14 protein-coding genes and 1 pseudogene are annotated in these 16,452 nt (G+C 71.9%); 7 read left to right on the top strand and 8 right to left on the bottom strand.

The features are described from left to right. Positions 1-73: 73 nt before the first annotated feature. Positions 74-1,198 (top strand): annotated as a pseudogene (locus LY13_RS05445) (YhgE/Pip domain-containing protein); the annotation flags it as partial. Here LY13_RS05445 and LY13_RS05440 read toward each other — a convergent pair. Further along, positions 1,142-1,558 carry a YjbQ family protein gene (locus LY13_RS05440; protein ID WP_308216274.1) on the bottom strand — a complete coding sequence of 139 codons (417 nt, stop codon included), beginning with the start codon at positions 1,556-1,558 and terminating at the stop codon, positions 1,142-1,144. The pseudogene LY13_RS05445 and the gene LY13_RS05440 overlap by 57 nt on opposite strands. Positions 1,559-1,716: 158 nt before the next feature. On the opposite strand from LY13_RS05440, the gene LY13_RS05435 reads away from it, so the two are divergent. Genes LY13_RS05435 through LY13_RS05425 form a run of 3 tightly spaced genes read left to right on the top strand, consistent with a single transcriptional unit; the run spans position 1,717 to position 4,550 of the window. Continuing rightward, positions 1,717-2,829: an NAD(P) transhydrogenase subunit alpha gene (locus LY13_RS05435; RefSeq protein WP_253827101.1), complete on the top strand. Its 1,113-nt coding sequence runs from the start codon at positions 1,717-1,719 to the stop codon at positions 2,827-2,829. Beyond that, entirely contained in the window at positions 2,830-3,162 is a 333-nt protein-coding gene (locus LY13_RS05430; RefSeq protein WP_253827100.1) for an NAD(P) transhydrogenase subunit alpha part 2, read from the top strand. Then, positions 3,159-4,550, top strand: coding sequence for an NAD(P)(+) transhydrogenase (Re/Si-specific) subunit beta (locus LY13_RS05425; RefSeq protein WP_253827099.1), 1,392 nt, complete (start codon positions 3,159-3,161; stop codon positions 4,548-4,550). Before LY13_RS05430 ends, LY13_RS05425 begins: the two co-directional genes overlap by 4 nt. Before the next feature lie 24 nt (positions 4,551-4,574). On the opposite strand, the gene LY13_RS05420 is transcribed toward LY13_RS05425, so the two are convergent. After that, positions 4,575-5,420 (bottom strand): Lsr2 dimerization domain-containing protein, encoded by an 846-nt coding sequence (locus tag LY13_RS05420; RefSeq protein WP_253827098.1) that lies wholly within the window; start codon positions 5,418-5,420, stop codon positions 4,575-4,577. Between the two features lie 133 nt (positions 5,421-5,553). Between LY13_RS05420 and LY13_RS05415 the strand changes: the two genes are divergently transcribed. Further along, positions 5,554-6,960, top strand: coding sequence for a dihydrolipoyl dehydrogenase family protein (locus tag LY13_RS05415; RefSeq protein ID WP_253827097.1), 1,407 nt, complete (start codon positions 5,554-5,556; stop codon positions 6,958-6,960). Positions 6,961-6,988: 28 nt separating this feature from the next. Here the strand turns inward: LY13_RS05415 and LY13_RS05410 are convergent, their stop codons facing one another. After that, positions 6,989-9,076, bottom strand: a complete 2,088-nt coding sequence (locus LY13_RS05410) for an acyltransferase family protein (protein WP_253827096.1) — start codon at positions 9,074-9,076, stop codon at positions 6,989-6,991. 216 nt (positions 9,077-9,292) lie between these two features. Continuing rightward, positions 9,293-11,236 carry a hypothetical protein gene (locus tag LY13_RS05405; RefSeq protein WP_253827095.1) on the bottom strand — a complete coding sequence of 648 codons (1,944 nt, stop codon included), beginning with the start codon at positions 11,234-11,236 and terminating at the stop codon, positions 9,293-9,295. A gap of 235 nt (positions 11,237-11,471) precedes the next feature. On the opposite strand from LY13_RS05405, the gene LY13_RS05400 reads away from it, so the two are divergent. After that, entirely contained in the window at positions 11,472-11,963 is a 492-nt protein-coding gene (locus LY13_RS05400) for a DUF3145 domain-containing protein (RefSeq protein ID WP_253827094.1), read from the top strand. A 158-nt stretch (positions 11,964-12,121) separates the two neighbouring features. Then, on the top strand, positions 12,122-12,715 hold the full coding sequence (locus tag LY13_RS05395; protein WP_253827090.1) for a hypothetical protein: 594 nt from the start codon (positions 12,122-12,124) through the stop codon (positions 12,713-12,715). Positions 12,716-12,859: 144 nt separating this feature from the next. Here LY13_RS05395 and LY13_RS05390 read toward each other — a convergent pair whose 3' ends face one another. The 4 genes from LY13_RS05390 to LY13_RS05375 all read right to left on the bottom strand — a co-directional run bounded on the left by LY13_RS05390 (position 12,860) and on the right by LY13_RS05375 (position 16,363). Then, positions 12,860-14,107 carry a beta-ketoacyl-[acyl-carrier-protein] synthase family protein gene (locus LY13_RS05390; RefSeq protein ID WP_253827089.1) on the bottom strand — a complete coding sequence of 416 codons (1,248 nt, stop codon included), beginning with the start codon at positions 14,105-14,107 and terminating at the stop codon, positions 12,860-12,862. A gap of 35 nt (positions 14,108-14,142) precedes the next feature. Continuing rightward, the gene (locus LY13_RS05385) at positions 14,143-14,388 is read right to left on the bottom strand and encodes an acyl carrier protein (RefSeq protein WP_183655120.1); all 246 of its coding nucleotides are present in this window, start codon (positions 14,386-14,388) and stop codon (positions 14,143-14,145) included. Between the two features lie 83 nt (positions 14,389-14,471). Continuing rightward, positions 14,472-15,446: a beta-ketoacyl-ACP synthase III gene (locus tag LY13_RS05380; RefSeq protein ID WP_253827088.1), complete on the bottom strand. Its 975-nt coding sequence runs from the start codon at positions 15,444-15,446 to the stop codon at positions 14,472-14,474. After that, positions 15,443-16,363 carry an ACP S-malonyltransferase gene (locus LY13_RS05375; protein ID WP_308216273.1) on the bottom strand — a complete coding sequence of 307 codons (921 nt, stop codon included), beginning with the start codon at positions 16,361-16,363 and terminating at the stop codon, positions 15,443-15,445. Before LY13_RS05375 ends, LY13_RS05380 begins: the two co-directional genes overlap by 4 nt. Positions 16,364-16,452 lie beyond the last annotated feature (89 nt).

Here is a 16,452-nt window from a genome sequence, read left to right as displayed (position 1 = left end):
TGACATCCCCGCGGGAGTGACGCGTACGTTGAATTCAACGTCCGAGGAATTAACGGGGTCCGAGGTGGTCGACATGTCGAGGCATCGAACGCGGGCGGGCGCGCTCGTCGTGGGCACGGCGGTGGCGGGGGCGCTCGTCGCGATCGTGCTGGGGTTTCTCACGTTCGGGGCGCAGGCGAGTGCACGGCCGGACGGGATCCCGGTCGCCGTCGCGGTCCCGGAGCAGGCGCCCGGCCCGCTGCAGGCGGTGGCCGAACGCGTCACCGGGTCCGGCGGGGAGGTGGTCGAGTGGCGGCTCGTCGAGCCCCGGCAGGGGCGGACACTGCTCGAGAACGGGGACGTCTACGGCGTGCTCGAACTCGGGAGCGGGGCCGCCGGTCCCACGGTCACGACCGTGACCTCGGGAACCGTCAATCCCGCGGGCACGCAGGTCGCGCAACAGGCCCTCGCCACCGCGGGCGGACGGGTCGCCGAGGCGATCGGCGAGGTTCGGGCAGCGGACCCGCCACCGGTGGAGGAGGCGACGATCCATCCGACGGGGCCCGCGGCGAGGACGGCGCCGCTCGGTGCGAGCGCGCTCGCGTGGATCGGCGGACTGGCAGGCTCGGCGCTGCTGGCGGTACAGGTCCACCGTGGACGGCTGCGTCCGGGTGCCGGCGCCCGGCTCAGCCATGTGGCGCTCATCGGGGTGCTCGTCACCGGCGTGCTGGCAGGGTTCCTCGCGCTGTGGGACTCCTCCCTGGCGCTCGGCTGGCAAACGCTCGCCTTCGTGGCACTGACGGCGACCGCGTTCGCCGCCGTGCAGGGCGCGCTGCTGCGTTGGCTCGGCCTTCCCGCGATGGCCCTGCTCGGGCCGCTCTACCTGCTGGCGCCGTCGGTGGCGTCGCAGGTGCCCGAGGTGCTCGCTCCGGCCTACCGGCTGCTGCTGTGGTCGTGGACCCCGTTCCGGTTCCCGACCGAGGGATTGCGCAGCCTGCTCGCGGGCACGGCCGGAACCGACCAGGTCACGGTTGCGCTCTGGGTGCTCGGCTCGATGCTCGTCGCCGGGCTGATCGCGGTGCTGTGGCCGCGGCGGAGTGCGGCCGAGCGGGCGGCATCGGCAGCCTCGGCGGACCCGGCGGGGTCAGCGGGGGTAGCGGGGTCAGCCGGCGAGGAAGCTGAACCGGACCCGGCGGACGGCGTTGTCGACGTTGGTGTCGACGAGGCAGATCGACTGCCACGTGCCGAGGGCGAGCGAGCCGCCGAGCACCGGCACGGTCGCGTACGGCGGTAGGAACGCGGGCAGCACGTGGTCGCGGCCGTGGCCGTGACTGCCGTGCCGGTGCCGCCACCGGTCGTCACGGGGCAGCAGGTCGTCGATCGCGGCGAGCAGGTCGTCGTCGCTGCCTGCGCCCGTTTCGAGGATCGCCAGCCCCGCGGTCGCGTGCGGTACCCATGCGTGCAGCAGGCCGTCCTCGGCGCCGCCCGGCGTGTCGGCGAGGAAGCGTTCCACCTCGCGCGTCAGGTCCGTCACGACCGCACTGCCGCCGGTGCGGATCTCGATCTCGGTGGAGTGCATACCCCCACGGTACGCAGCGGAAGCACGTCCCGGGGAGGTGATCGGCGTGCGGCGAGGAGCTTCTACGTCATCGCCCCGAGGCACACAAGACGTGATCTCCGTTACATCATGGTCCATGATGGTGATCGACCGGTTCCTCGACGAGGAGGACGTGCAAGGTGGCAGGACCGCTGACGGTCGGCGTCGTGACCGAGACGGCGCCAGGGGAGCGACGGGTCGCGCTGGTGCCGAAACTCGCCGAGCGCCTGGTCAAGCGGGGCATCCGGGTCGTGGTCGAACCGGGGGCGGGCAGTCGGGCAGGCCTGCCCGACGCGCTGTACACGGCCGCCGGAGCGGAGCTCGGGGGCGGTGACGCCGGCGACGCCCGTCGCAGCGACATCGTGCTCACGGTGACGCCGCCGGGCGAGGAGGACATCGAACGGCTCGCGGCAGGCACCGTCCTCATCGGATTCCTCGATCCGCTCGGGTCGCCCGGCCGGGTCGAGGCGCTCGAACGCGCCGGGATCACCGCGTTCGCCGTCGAATCGATCCCGCGGATCTCCCGCGCGCAGGCGATGGACGCGCTCTCGTCGCAGGCGAACGTGTCCGGCTACCGCGCCGCACTGCTGGCGGCCCAGCGCTCGCCGCGGTTCTTTCCCATGCTGACGACGGCCGCGGGCACGGTGCCGCCCGCGACGGTGCTCGTACTCGGCGCGGGGGTCGCGGGGTTGCAGGCGCTCGCGACGGCGAAACGACTCGGTGCGCAGGCCACGGGGTACGACGTGCGCCCCGAGGTCGCCGAACAGGTGCGGTCCGTGGGCGCGCAGTGGCTGGACCTCGGCATCGAGGCGATCGGCGACGGCGGCTACGCCCGCGAACTCACCGACGACGAACGCGCGGAGCAGCAGCGCAGGCTCACCGAGGCCATCGGCGGCTTCGACGTCGTGATCACCACGGCGCTCGTTCCGGGCCGCACCGCGCCCACCCTCGTCACCGCCGAGGCGGTACGGGGGATGCGTCCCGGCAGCGTCATCGTCGACCTGGCGGGCGCGACCGGCGGCAACTGCGAGCTGACCCGGCCGGGCGAGGACGTCGACGTCGACGGTGTGACGATCAGCTCGCCGCTCAACCTGCCCGCCGGGATGCCCTTGCACGCCAGCGAGCTGTACGCGCGCAACCTCGTGGAACTGGTCGAACTGCTCGTGGACGCCGAAGGCCGGTTCGCCGTCGACCCGGCCGACGAGATCGTCGCCGGCGCCTGTGTCGCCGGCACGCCGGAGGAGGTGGCGTAGGTGCCGATCGAAAGCATCGCGATCCTGGTGCTCGCCGGATTCGTGGGCTACACCGTGATCTCCAAGGTGCCGAACACGCTGCACACCCCGCTGATGTCCGGCACGAACGCCATCCACGGCATCGTGCTGCTCGGCGGGCTGATCGTGCTCGGCCACGGCGTCGACGGGGTGCTGAACAAGATCCTGCTCGTCGTGGCCATCGCCTTCGGCATGATCAACGTGGTCGGCGGGTTCCTCGTCACCGACCGCATGCTCGGCATGTTCAAGCAACGGCCCGGCGAACGGCGGCCGGGCGAACGCGGCTCCGGCGCGGGCAAGGAGGGCGGGCAGTGACCACGCTCGTCTCCGTGGGCTACATCGTCGCGTTCGTGCTGTTCATCTACGGGCTCATGGGGATGACGGGCCCGCGCACGGCCGTCAGGGGCAACTGGATCGCCGCGGCGGGCATGACGGTCGCCGTCGTCGCGACGCTGTTGCAGCCCGGCATGGGCAACTGGCTGCTGATCGCGCTCGGACTCGGCATCGGAGCGGTGATCGGCGTCCCGGCGGCGCGCCGCGTGAAGATGACGGCGATGCCGCAGATGGTCGCGCTGTTCAACGGCGTCGGCGGCGGTGCGGTCGCGCTCATCGCGTGGGTGGAGTTCCGCGTGACGACCGGCTACGAGGCCGAACCGCTGTACGTGGCGATCGCGTCGTTGTTCGCGGCGATCGTGGGCTCGGTGTCGTTCTGGGGGTCGGGTGTCGCGTTCGGCAAACTGCAGGAACTCCTCCCCGGCAGGCCGGTGACGCTCGGCAGGCTCCAGCAGCCGCTGAACATCGTCCTGCTGGCGGCGGCTCTGGCGTGCGCCGTGATCATCGCCGCGGGCGGGCGGTCCGAATGGCTGATCATCGGCGTGCTCGTCGCCGCAGGACTGATCGGCGTCATGGTGGTGCTGCCGATCGGCGGTGCGGACATGCCCGTCGTGATCTCGCTGCTCAACGCGTTCACCGGGCTGTCGGCCGCGGCGATGGGCCTCGCGCTGGACAACACGGCGTTGATCGTCGCGGGCATGATCGTCGGCGCGTCCGGGTCGATCCTGACGAACCTCATGGCGCAGGCGATGAACCGCTCCATCCCGGCGATCCTCGCGGGCGGTTTCGGCTCAGGCGGTGGCGGCGGTGCCGTGGCCGCGGGCGGCGGCGGGGACCGCCCCGTGCGCAGCACCAGCGCTGCCGACGCGGCGATCCAGCTCGCCTACGCGGGCCGCGTCATGGTGGTGCCCGGCTACGGGCTGGCGGTCGCCCAGGCGCAGCACGCCGTTCGGGAGATGGCCGACCTGCTCGAGGCGAAGGGCATCGACGTCGCCTACGCCGTGCACCCGGTCGCCGGGCGTATGCCGGGGCACATGAACGTGCTGCTCGCCGAGGCCGACGTACCGTACGAGTCGCTCAAGGAGATGGACGAGAGCAACTCGGCGTTCCCACAGGTGGACGTGTCGCTCGTGATCGGCGCGAACGACGTGACCAACCCCGCCGCGCAGTCCGACCCGAACTCGCCGATCTACGGCATGCCGATCCTGCACGTCACCTCGAGCCGGTCGGTGATCGTGCTGAAGCGCTCGATGGGCTCGGGATTCGCCGGCATCGACAACGCCCTGTTCACCGATCCGAAGACGGCGATGCTGTTCGGCGACGCCAAGGAGTCCGTCGGCGGCATCGTCGAAGAGCTCAAGAGCTTGTGACCGCCGGGTCGCCGGCCGGTCGGCTCAGCGGGCCGCCGAGAACGTGACCTGAGGGACCTGCGGCTTCGCGTGCCCCGTCGCTGCGGGCTGCGGCGTCGTGCCCGCAGACTTCCGGGTCGTCGGCTTCCGGGCGGCAGGTTTCCCGGCGCTCTTCTTCGCGGTGGTGTCCGCCGCGTTGGTCGTCTTCTTGCCACCGGCCGTGCCGGCGGCCTTGGTGCCCCGCTTCGTCGTTCCTGTTTCGGCCGCCGCCTTCGTGGTGGTCTTCGCCGCACCGGTCTTCGCGGCTGTTTTCGCCGTCGCCTTCGGCGTGGCCGCCTTCGCCGTCCCCGTCTTCGCCGTAGTGGAGGTGGTCGTCTTCTTCGCCGCGGCGCTCGTGGAGGACGTGCCCTTGGCCTTGGTCGTCGTGGTGCCCTTCTCGGCCGTACCGGACTTCGCTGCACCCGTGTTCTTCGCCGCGGCGGTCTTCTTCGCCGTGGTCTTCGTCGCCGCGGTGTTCGCTGTGGCCGACTTCGTGGCCTTGGTCGTCGTCTTCGTCGCGGCCTTCTCCGCCGCCTCGCCGCCCGCCACCTTCTTGGCGGTGGTCTTCTTTGTCGTGGCCTTTGTCGTCGCCGTCTTGGGGGCCGCCGTCTTGGCGGCCGGCGCCTTCGCAGTGGCGGCCGAGCGGGAGGTGATCAGCCGCCGCGGCCGTTTCCGCCCTCCGGTGCGGCGTCCGCTGTCGGCGTAGCGGGTGAGGGTCGTGCGCAGAACCTCGGCGTTGGCCGTCGCCAGATCGATCTCGTAGTGAACGCCATCGAGAGCGAAACGCACCGTCTCCTGCGCGGGTTCGCCACTGATGTCGTCGAGCACCTCGACCGCCGTGTTCCGTGCCACCAACGTCCTCCGCAATTTCGTGTGGGCGCAGGCGTTCCCGCCTACCGCGGGCCGATCGCCCGCGCTGTCTGCTCCTGCAGCGAGGGTAGTTGCCGGGTTGCGGACGACCGCGCGGTGGTGTGCGCTCGACGGTATGGCACAGCGCGGGTACGACGTCGTGGTGATCGGAGCCGGACCGGTGGGGGAGAACGCGGCCGCCCGCGCCGTCGCCGGAGGGTTGACCGCGGCGCTCGTCGATCACGAACGGTTCGGCGGCGAATGCTCCTACTGGGCGTGTATCCCCAGCAAGGCGTTGCTGCGGCCGGGAAATCTGCTGTCGGCCGTGCGGCGGATGCCGGGGGTCGACGACGCAGGCGGACTCGACCCGGCGGCCGTGTTCGCCCGACGGGACGCGTTCACCCACGGCGGGGACGACGACGGGCAGGTCGAGTGGGTGCGCAGTGCGGGCATCGAACCGGTACGCGGCCACGCGCGGATCACCGGCGAGCGCGAGGTGACCGTCGACGGTGACGTGTTCCACGCTCGGCAGGCGGTGATCGTGTGCACCGGCAGCGTGGTCAGGATGCCGTCGGTGGACGGGCTCGGGGAGGTGCCCGGCGAGCTACTGTGGACGTCGCGCGACGCGACCACGTCGTCGACCGTGCCGGGGCGGCTCGCGGTGCTGGGCGGTGGTGTCGTCGGGACGGAGATGGCGCAGGCGTGGGCACGACTGGGCGCCGAGGTGCACCTGTTCATGACCGGTCCGCGGCCGTTGCCCGGTTATCCGGCCTTCGCGGGCGACGCGGTCGCCGACGGTCTGCGCTCCGACGGGGTCCGGGTGCATCCGGACACGGCCGTCGAGCGGGTGTCCCCAGTAGATGGATCCGGCCCGGGTGTCGTGCGGATCACCCACGGCGCCGGCACGCTCGATGCGGACCGGCTGCTGGTGGCCACGGGACGCAAGCCCGCCACGGCCGACCTCGGACTCGACACCGTGGGGCTGGAGCCCGGCGGGTCGTTGCCGGTCGACGACCACGGCTCCGTGTCCGGAGTGGACGGACGGTGGCTCTACGCCGCCGGTGACGTCACGGGGCGTGCACCGTTGACGCATCAGGGTAAGTATGCGGCGCGGATCGTGGGTGACGTCGTCGCCGCCGCGGCGCGCGGGGACACGGTGAACGCGTCACCGTGGAGTGAGCACACGGCGACGGCCGACCACCACGCCGTGCCGCAGGTGGTGTTCACCGATCCCGAGGTGGCGTCCGTCGGCCTGCGCGAGACGGCAGGGCCGGGACAACGCGCCGTGGAACTCGACATCGCGGTCGCCGGGTCCGCGCTGCACGCCGACGACTATCGGGGCAGGTTGCGCGCGATCGTCGACACCCGGCGTGACGTACTGCTCGGCATGACGTTCGTCGGCCCCGACACCGCCGAGCTGTTGCACGCCGCGACGATCGCCGTCGTCGGGGAGGTCCCGCTGCACCGGTTGTGGCACGCGGTGCCCGCCTTCCCGACGATCAGCGAGGTGTGGCTCCGGTTGCTCGAGGAGTACGGCCTGTGAGGCGGCCTCCGTTCCGGTGGCGGCCGCGTCACCAGCCCAGCGCGTCGACCATCCGTTCCTCGAGAACCGTCGCCATGGTGGTCTGGTAGGTCTGCGTCAGGTGGTCGTCGTCGCGGTACACGAGGACGTTGCCGATCACCGGTTCGCAGGTGTCGCCCGGGCAGAGCCGGTCGGTCAGGTCGAGGAAGTGAATCTCCGGCGGCAGGTCGGCCAGCGCGGCGTACGGCGGTTCGGGCGCGTAGATCTCGGCGCGCGGCCGGGTGCATCGGTCGGCGTCGTAGCCGTGTTTCAGCACGCACGCGGAGGGCTCCCAGTCGCGGAACCGCGGGTTGTCCCGAGCGAGCACGAGCGGGATCCCCGCGTCGGCGACGCGCCGCCACTGGACGACGTAGTTCTCGGGCGTCGACTCGGTCAGTCCGGGATACGCGTCGCGGGTCGCCATCGAGAACACCGCGTCCGGGTCGAGCTCCAGGATCTCCGGCAGTACCGCGTCGTTCCACCGGGCGCAGTCGGGCGGGATGGGCATGCCGTTGAGGTGGTAGTCCCCCGCGCTGAAGGCGCAGCCGCGCTTGTACAGCGTGACGACCCGCCAGTCGTTGCGGTCCACGAGCGGTTCGAACGCCGCGCCGTACTGCAACACGTGCGAGTCGCCGACGGTGACGATCGTCCGGGTGGGCGTACCCGTCGGCTCCTTGACGCAGATCTCCACCTCGTCGGAACGCGGCGAGGTGCTGCAGTCGAAGTCGCCGTCCGGTTCGAGGAGGTAGTACTCGTCGTCGAGCGCCGCGGCGGGTGGGACGACGTCGTGACGCGGGTCGTACAGCGGGGCGTCGTGGCGCACCACCAGCGCGCCGGGGTGGTCGGGGTCGTCGGCGTGCTGCGTGAACGACGCCCTGTCGAGGGTGTGCACCTGCCAGACCGTCGCCAGTCCGAGGACCACGACCAGCATCGCCGCGCCCAGCGAGTAGGCCCGCCACGGCTTCGTCACTCCGATGTTCGACCGCCGCACCGGGTTCTCGACCAGGTGATACGTGATGACGGCGAGGACGAGTGACGCGGCGATGATCACCGCGCCGCCTCGCGGGCCGACCTCGGTCCGGTCCCGGACGATCAGGTAGAACATCAGCACCGGCCAGTGCCACAGGTACAGCGCGTAGCTGATGTCGCCCAGGTAGGAGACCGGCCGCGACGACAGGAACCGGTCGGCGCCCAGCGGGCTGGCCGTGGCGCCCGCGACCAGCACGAACACCGCCGACATCGTGGGCCACAGCGCCGCGTAACCCGGGAACACGCTACCGACCTGCAGGATCAGACCACACGAGACCAACCCGGCCACGCCCAGCCAGCCCAGCACGAGCCGCAACGCCCGTGGCAGCGCGATCCGGTCGATGACCAGTGCCAGCAGCCCGCCGAGCGCGAACTCCCAGATCCGCGTCAACGACGTGAAGTACGCCAACGGCTGGTCCGCGGCCGTCAGCCACACCGAGTACGCCAGCGATCCCGCGCCGATCGTCAACAGCGAACCGAACACGGTCCTGCGCAGGCTCCACCCGGATCGGGCGGCCAGCAGTCCGAGAAACGCGATCAGCAGCGGCCACGCCACGTAGAACTGCCCCTGGATGGACAGTGACCAGTAGTGCTGCGTCGGGCTCGCCTCGTCGCGGGCGGCGAAGTAGTCGGCGGAGGTCGCCACCAGCTGCCAGTTCTCGAGATACAGCGCCGCCGCGACGACCTCACGGATCGTGGCGAACCAGCGGTGTTCCGGCAGCCACAGGTAGGCGGCGACCATGGTGGCCGCCAGCACGAGCAACGCGGCGGGGAACAGCCGCTTGATCATCCGGCCCCAGAACGGCCGGAACGCGATGCGCCCGCGTGAGCGAGCACGCACCAGCTGGCCGGTGATGAGGAACCCGGAGACGACGAAGAAGACGTCCACGCCGCCGGAGATCCGGTCGAGCCAGACGTGATACGCCACGACCAGCAGTGCCGCGATCGCTCGCAGACCTTGCAGTTCCGGCCGGAACGTCCGTTCGGCGCCCGGTGCGGCGCTCCACCATCCGGTGAGGCCCGGCCGGGTGCGGGGTTCGGTGGTCGGGCGCGTGTCGGCGGTGGTCATCCGCGTCGTCTCCGTCGCTCCGGCGCAGGCACACGGCTCTCGACCGCGGGTCCCGAATCCCGCAGCGAATCAACCCGCGCTCATCAAACGGAGCAGACTGTACCGGCATACCACTCGAACAGGGCAATCAGGATGTCCGAAAAGTCCCTCTACGCCTGTTCGGGTCGAGAGGTGTCGTGACGGTGCGTGACAATGGTGGAGACTGGTCGCGGCTGCTCAGTCGTTCAGCTTGACCAGGCCGAGCGCTGCTTCCGCGGCTTCGGTGACCTCGGGCGACTCGGCCGAGGCGCGATCGCGCGGCGACGCCAGCACGAGCCGCACCGTGCGCCCTTCCAGATCGCTCACGTACGCGGCCCCCGACCAGTCCGGCGCGGGCGGCGCCCACCGGCCCGAGGTCGTCGCGAGGTCGCGGATCGTGCCGGTTCCCGGGGTGTCGGCGACCTCGAGGAAGCGTTGCGCCGCCTGTCTGTCGGCGAAGGTGAGAGCGGCGACCGACACGGCGACGTCGGTTCCGCGGACCGTGGTGGCGAAGCTGCCGCGACGCAGTTCCGTGCATCCGCCGTCGGCGAGTGCCACGCTCAGGTCGCCCACCGCGTGGTCGGCGCACTCCTCGGTGAGCTGAGCCGCGTGCTGGGTGAACTCCAGTCCGCCCGCACTCGTGCGGACCGGCCCGTCGTCGGTGTCACCGCCGCTCATCGCGGTGAACGTGATGATCACGACGACTGCCACGACGAACGCCGCGCCGGCCGCGATCCATCGCCACGTCTGCGCCGACAACCGCCGCCACCACGCCGGGCGAGCCGTGCGGCGCGGTGCGGGCGGGAGGCCTGCTCGCGCCGCAGCCCCCGGGACCGCGTGCGGCTGCTGGGCCGTACCGGGCTGAGCGACGGGCCGACCCGCCTGCGGAGCCGGGGCCGCACTCGCGGGTGAAGCCGGGTGCTCAGGAGCCTGCGAGGGCTGCCACGGTGCCGTCGTCACGGCGGAGGTCGGTGCGTCGCCGGTCCGTGTCCGCCGGGGCGTGGCCGGCTGCGGGGCGGCGGGCCCGGACGTCGGGGCGGGCGGGGCCGGTGCCGCGGCACGGGCCGACGGCGAGTCCGAGTGGTTCGCCGCCACGGTCGCCGTCCCCGGAGTTGGAGTCGGAGTCGGAGCCGCCCCCGGAGCCGGGGCGGGGCTCGGCGCTGTGGGGCTCTGCGTGGTTGGGCTGTGTGTTGTGGAGCTCTGCGTGGTGGAGCTCTGTGTGGTGGGGCTCTGTGTGGTGTGGCCGGCGGCCGCGTCGGTTGCGGGGCCGGGGCGAGCCTCACCGGTCGCCGGGGTGAGGGCTTCGGTGTCGGCGTCGTCGGTCAGCGGGTCGGCCCCACCGGAAGCGCCGGCCGCCTCCGTGGTGGCGACCGCGTCCGTGGCGGCGTGGGTGTCCGTGGTGGCGTGCGTGTCGGGGGTGGCCGTGGCCTCCGCGGCGGCGTTCGGCGCCGGGGCCGCGGCGGGCGCCGCCGCAGCGGGCGCGCCGGTGGCGGCGTGGCCGGCGGTGACCGCGGCGTCGTCGTGGCCGGCGAAGCCCTCGCCTGCGAGTGCGTCGTCGTCGAGCTCGGTGTCCGGGGACAGGGCGGTGATGACGGCGCGTGCCTGCGCGACCGTGAGCGGCCGCGGTGCCCCGGACAGGGACACGATGGAGGCAAGCAGGCTCGTCGAGGTCGGATACACGATGCGCACCGGGCCGGAGAGCTCGTCGGCGGGTTGTTCGACGTGTTCGACGAACGGGCCCACGGCGATGACCGTTCCGACGGCGAGTTCGGCGGAGCCCACCGTGGTCCGAACCCGGCGGGCCACCTGCTCCGACAGTGCGAGGGCGTCCTCGGCCGGGTTCCCCGCGTCCGGTCCGGACCCGTCCTCGCCGCGGGTGAGCGGCCAGTCGTCGGCCTTCCACACGCCGTGCAGCGGCGCCTCGAGCCGGATGGCCGGGTCCGGCAGGTCCACACCGGCGACGACCACGACGCCGTGTGCCGTGACGACCACGGCGTCGACCGGTGCGTCGGTCTCGGGAGGCTGCACGCCCACCAGTCCGACGCCGCCGACCCGGTCGTCGCCGCGACCCAGGGACGTCAGGGCGGCGCGGATGTCCGGCGAGATCTGCGCGGGACGGGTCGAAAACCGGACGAGTCGCACCCCTCGAGCCTCCCTGCGCCTGCTGAACTGGCATCGGGAATCTACCGGCTCGTAGGTCGCGGCGGGTCCACCTGGCCCAGGTCGGGGTGTGATCTGAGGGGTCCGTGTGGCGCAATGGGCTGCTGCGGTGCAAAATGTGCGAGAGAAAACATCAAGCGGTGCTCATGCACTGAGCTCGGCGTGGTTCGCGAGGTCGTAGGGGAAGACGCCCCTCGTCGAACAGCGGAGGTCAGCAGTGAGCACACGTGGCGTTGTGTACGTCCACTCGTCGCCGTCTGCGGTGTGCCCGCACGTCGAGTGGGCGATTTCAGGCACGCTCGGCACGCGTGCCGAATTGCGCTGGACTGCGCAGCCCGCAGCTCCCGGTCAGCTACGCGCCGAATGCGAGTGGCGTGGTCCGGCGGGTACCGCGGGCAAGCTGGCCGGCGCGCTGAAGGCGTGGCCCATGGTCCGTTTCGAGATCACCGAGGAACCCAGTCCCGGTGTCGACGGTCAGCGCTTCTGCCACGTGCCCGGTATGGGCCTGTGGCACGCGCGCACCAGCGCCAACGGCGACATCGTCGTGCCCGAGGACCAGTTGCGCAGCCTGGTCGCCAAGAGCCGCGCGTCGGAGCAGCTCGCGCACAAGATCGACGAGTTGCTCGGCGCGGGGTGGGACGAGGCGCTCGAACCGTTCCGGCACGCGGGGGACGGTGCCCCGGTGACGTGGTTGCACCAGGTCGGCTGAGCCGTCCTCCGGACGGCACTGGTCCGGACGGCACTGGTCCGGGCGGCACCGGTGCGGGCGGCCACGGACGGACCCAGCGGAGGACCGGGCGGGGGCGGTGGACGCCGTTCGACGGTCGCCAGAGGTGCGACGTGCCCTGTGCGCAGTAGTCTGGACCGGTGTCGACCACGTCTCTTCCGCACCGACGCTGGCTGGTGCCGGTGCTCGTCGCGGTCGTGGCGCTGACGGTCGGGGGCGGCCTCGTGGCACGCGAGGTCTACCAGCCGCCGTCCCGGACGTCGCGGCCCGCGGCCCCGCCGACCTCGGCCGCGGCGACCTCGGTGGCGCCGGCCGACCAACCCGGCCCCACGCGGGTGCAGCTCACCGCGGACGCGGCCGCCCACCCGGATGCACAGGACGTCCGCGGTGTGCTGCAGAACTACTTCGACGCGATCAACGGGCGCGACTACGACCTGTGGGTCACCACGGTCGTCGCGGAACGTGCCGCACTGCAGGGCGAGCAGGAGTGGCGCCGCAACTACCGCAGTACTCGCGACGGCAGCATCCGCGTGTACCGGATCGAGGCCGCACCCGACGACGGGCTGACGGTGCTGCTCGGGTTCACGAGCGTGCAGGACGCGGCGGACGCGCCGGACGACCTGCAGTCCGACTGCATCCGGTGGCGCCTCGCGTTTCCGCTGACCAGGGCGGAGGACGGGTGGCGGATCGGCACCGTTCCTCCGGGCACGGTGCCGGAACAGTCCCGCTGCTGACGCGTTTCCGCCGGTGAGGCGGGGTGGTCGGCGGCCGCGCAGCGCCGTGGCCACAGCCGCCGTCCGCACTTATCGACGACCACCGCCCCGGCCCCGCGACTCTCGAGGTCGCAGGACCGGGGCGGCGGGGCGGGGAGGCCGAACTCAGGCCGAGGTGAACAGCAGGGCCGTGTTGTGGCCGCCGAAGCCGAACGAGTTGCTGATCGCCGCGGACAGCTCCATCTTGCGCGGTTCGCCCGCGACGACGTCCAGCTCCACCTTCGGGTCGAGCTCGCCGAGGTTGAGCGTCATCGGCACGACGCCGTGGTAGATCGCCAGCAGCGTGGCGATGCCTTCGACCGCGCCCGCACCGCCGACGAGGTGGCCGAGCGCGCTCTTCGGCGCGGTCACGACCGGGTGGTCGCCGAGCGCCTTCTGGATGGCCGCGGCCTCGCCGACGTCGCCGACGACCGTCGACGTCGCGTGCGCGTTCACGTGGCCCACGTCGCGGGTGGTGACACCCGCCTGTTCGATGGCCTGGCGCATCGCCGCGATCTGGCCGATGCCGTCCGGGTGGTTGCCCGTGATGTGGTACGCGTCCGAGGTGATGCCGGTGCCCGCGACCTTGCCGTAGACACGGGCGCCGCGCGCCTCGGCGTGGGCCGCGCTCTCCAGCACCATGACGCCCGCGCCCTCGCCGAGGACGAACCCGTCGCGGTCGACGTCGAACGGCCGGGAGGCGCGTTCCGGGTCGTCGTTGCGGGTCGACACGGTGCGGGCCTGGGCGAACCCGGCGATGGTGATCGGGTGGATGCACGCCTCGGCGCCGCCCGCCACGACCACGTCGGCCCTGCCGGAACGGATCATGTCGTAGGCCTTGGCGATGCCCTCCGCGCCCGAGGCGCACGCCGACGCGGGCGAGTGCACGCCCGCGCGGGCCCGGAGTTCGATACCCACGTGCGCGGCGGGCCCGTTCGGCATGAGCATCGGCACCGTCAGCGGTGACACCTTCCGCATGCCGTGCTGTTCGAGGTTGTCGTCCTGCTCGAGCAGCGTGACGGGGCCCCCGATGCCGGTGCCGATGGACACGCCGAGCCGCTCGGGCTCGACGTCCTCGCCGTCGTCGGACGGCAACGAGTAGCCCGCGTCCTCCCAGGCCTGCCACGCCGCGATGAGCGCGACCTGTTCACAGCGGTCGAGCCGCCGTGCCCGGACGCGCGGGATCTTCTCGGTCGGCTCCTCGGCGAGGGTGGCGCCGATGCGGACCGGCAGGTCGTAGGCCTCCGCCCAGTCTGCTTCGAGGGCGCGCACTCCGCTGCGCCCGGCGAGCAGGCCGTCCCATGTGGACGTCACGTCCGGTCCGAGCGGCGTGGTCGCACCGATACCGGTGATCACGACGTCGGTGTTGCTCATGTGGAGTCTCCCCGAGGTAGCCGACCGAGTGGCGTTTACTTGGAGTTGGCCGCGACGTAGTCCACGGCGTCGCCGACCGTCTTGAGGTTCGCGAGCTCGTCGTCCGGGATCTTCACACCGAACCGGTCCTCGGCCTGCACGGCGATCTCCACCATGGAGAGCGAGTCGATGTCGAGGTCGTCCACGAACGACTTCTCGGCGGTGACGTCGTCCTTGGCCACGCCGGCGACCTCCTCGACGATCTCGGCGAGTCCGGTCAGCAGCTCCGTCTTGTCGGCCACTTTGGTGTTCCTTTCGTTGCTTTCGGATGGATGGTCGGGACGAACACTAACGGACCGGGGTGGTCCGTCGTCCGCGCTTCTGGTTAAGGGCAGATGAGAACCTGCCCCGCGTACGACAGGCCGGCACCGAAGCCGACGGCCAGCACGACGTCGCCCGACGAGACGCTGCCCGACGCGCGCATGTGGTCGAGTGCCAGGGGGATCGACGCCGACGAGGTGTTGCCGGAGTAGCGGATGTCGTCGGCGACCACCATGTCGTCACGTGCCCCCTGGGCGCGCAGCCGTTTGGCGATCGATTCGACGATACGCAGGTTCGCCTGGTGCGGGATCAGCACGTCCACATCGGAGAGCTGCAGCCCGGCACGTTCGACGGCTTCGGTCGCCACGGGCGCGATCTGCGTGGTCGCCCAGCGGAACACCGACTGTCCCTCCTGGAACAGGTACTTGTGCTCGCGCATGTAGATCATGTCGACCTGGTCGCCTGCGCTGCCCCACGACACCGGCCCGATGCCCGGCTCGTCGGCCGGTCCGACCAGTGCCGCGCCCGCACCGTCGGCGAAGATGATCGCCGTCGAGCGGTCGGTCGGGTCGACGACGTCGGTGAGCTTCTCGGCACCGATCACGAGGACCTTGCGGGCCGAACCACCGCGGATCAGGTCCGAGGCGAGCGCGAGTCCGTAGCAGAACCCCGCGCACGCCGCGTTGATGTCGAACGCGCCCGCGCCGCTGATCCCGATCCGGTCGGCGACCTGGGCGGCCGCGTTCGGGATCGGGGAGGGCATCGTGCAGTTCGGCAGGATGACCGTGTCGACGTCGGACGGGGCCGCACCCGCGTCCGCGAGCGCCTTGGCGCCCGCTGCGACGGCCATGTCGACCAGCCGTTCGTCGTCGCCCGCGAAGCGACGCTCGACGATGCCGACGCGCTCGCGGATCCACTGGTCGCTGGTGTCCATGTGCCGGGCGAGCTCGTCGTTGGTCACCGCACGGTCGGGCTGGGTGCTGCCGATGCCGAGTACGCGGGTCGCGGCGGGTCCCTGCCGGAGGGTCAGCGCGCTCATGCGGCCGGGTCCAGGTCGTCGAGGTCGCCGGGCTTCTTGAGCGCGACCGCCGAGGAGACGGTGCCCTTGAGCTCGCGGCGGACCAGGCCGCTGAGCGTTCCCGCGGGCGGCAGTTCGGCCGTGGCGGTGACGTCGAGACCGACGAGTCCCTGCATCGTCAGGTCCCATCGCACCGGCTTCGTGACCTGGGCGACGAGGCGCTCGAGGTACGCGGCTCCGCCGGTGACGACCGCGCCGTCGGCGTTCGACAGCAGCGGCCGGGTGGGGTCGGCGGGGGAGAGGTCGGCGACGTGCGCGCGCAGCGCCTCCTCGGCGGGCGCCATGTACCGGGTGTGGAACGCTCCCGCGACCTGCAGCGGGCGCACCTTCGTGCCCTCCATCGGCTCGGCGACGATCCGCTCGATCGCCTCGGCCGAGCCCGACGCCACGATCTGGCCTGCGCCGTTGCGGTTGGCCGCCTCCAGATCGCGTTCGGCCAGCCAGGCGACGACCTCGTCCGGGTCGCCCAGCATGACCGCGGCCATGCCGGTGGGCTCGAGCGCGCAGGCCTTGGCCATCGCGGCGCCGCGCACGGCCGCCAGCGCCACGGCGTCCTCCGCGGGCAGCACACCCGCGATGGCGGCGGCGGCGAGCTCGCCCACCGAGTGGCCCGCCACGGGCGCGTCGGACGGCGTCTCCGGGAGGTACTCGGCGGCCAGCAGCGACGTGGCGACCGTCAGCGGCTGGGTGATCGCGGTGTCGCGGATCTCCTCGGCGCCCGCCTCGGTGCCGAGCCGGATCAGGTCGAGGTCCGCCTTCTCGGACCACTGCTGCAGGCGCTCACGGGCGCCGTCGAGTTCGAGCCAGTCGTTGAGCATGCCAGGGGATTGCGCACCCTGGCCCGGGCATAGAAGCGCGATCACGAGACCAGAAAACACGTCGGCGGGCCGGTGCGGGGATGCCGATGCCTCACGAACTCACGCCTCCCCGGTTGTGGAAACCATACAAAAGTCGGTGGCGTCGGCCG

Origin of the sequence: Prauserella aidingensis (assembly GCF_024171865.1) — a bacterium.
GTDB classification, from domain to species: Bacteria; Actinomycetota; Actinomycetes; order Mycobacteriales; family Pseudonocardiaceae; genus Prauserella; species Prauserella aidingensis.
Note: the sequence above shows the minus strand (reverse complement) of the source record. Positions and strands in the feature narration are given on the sequence as shown.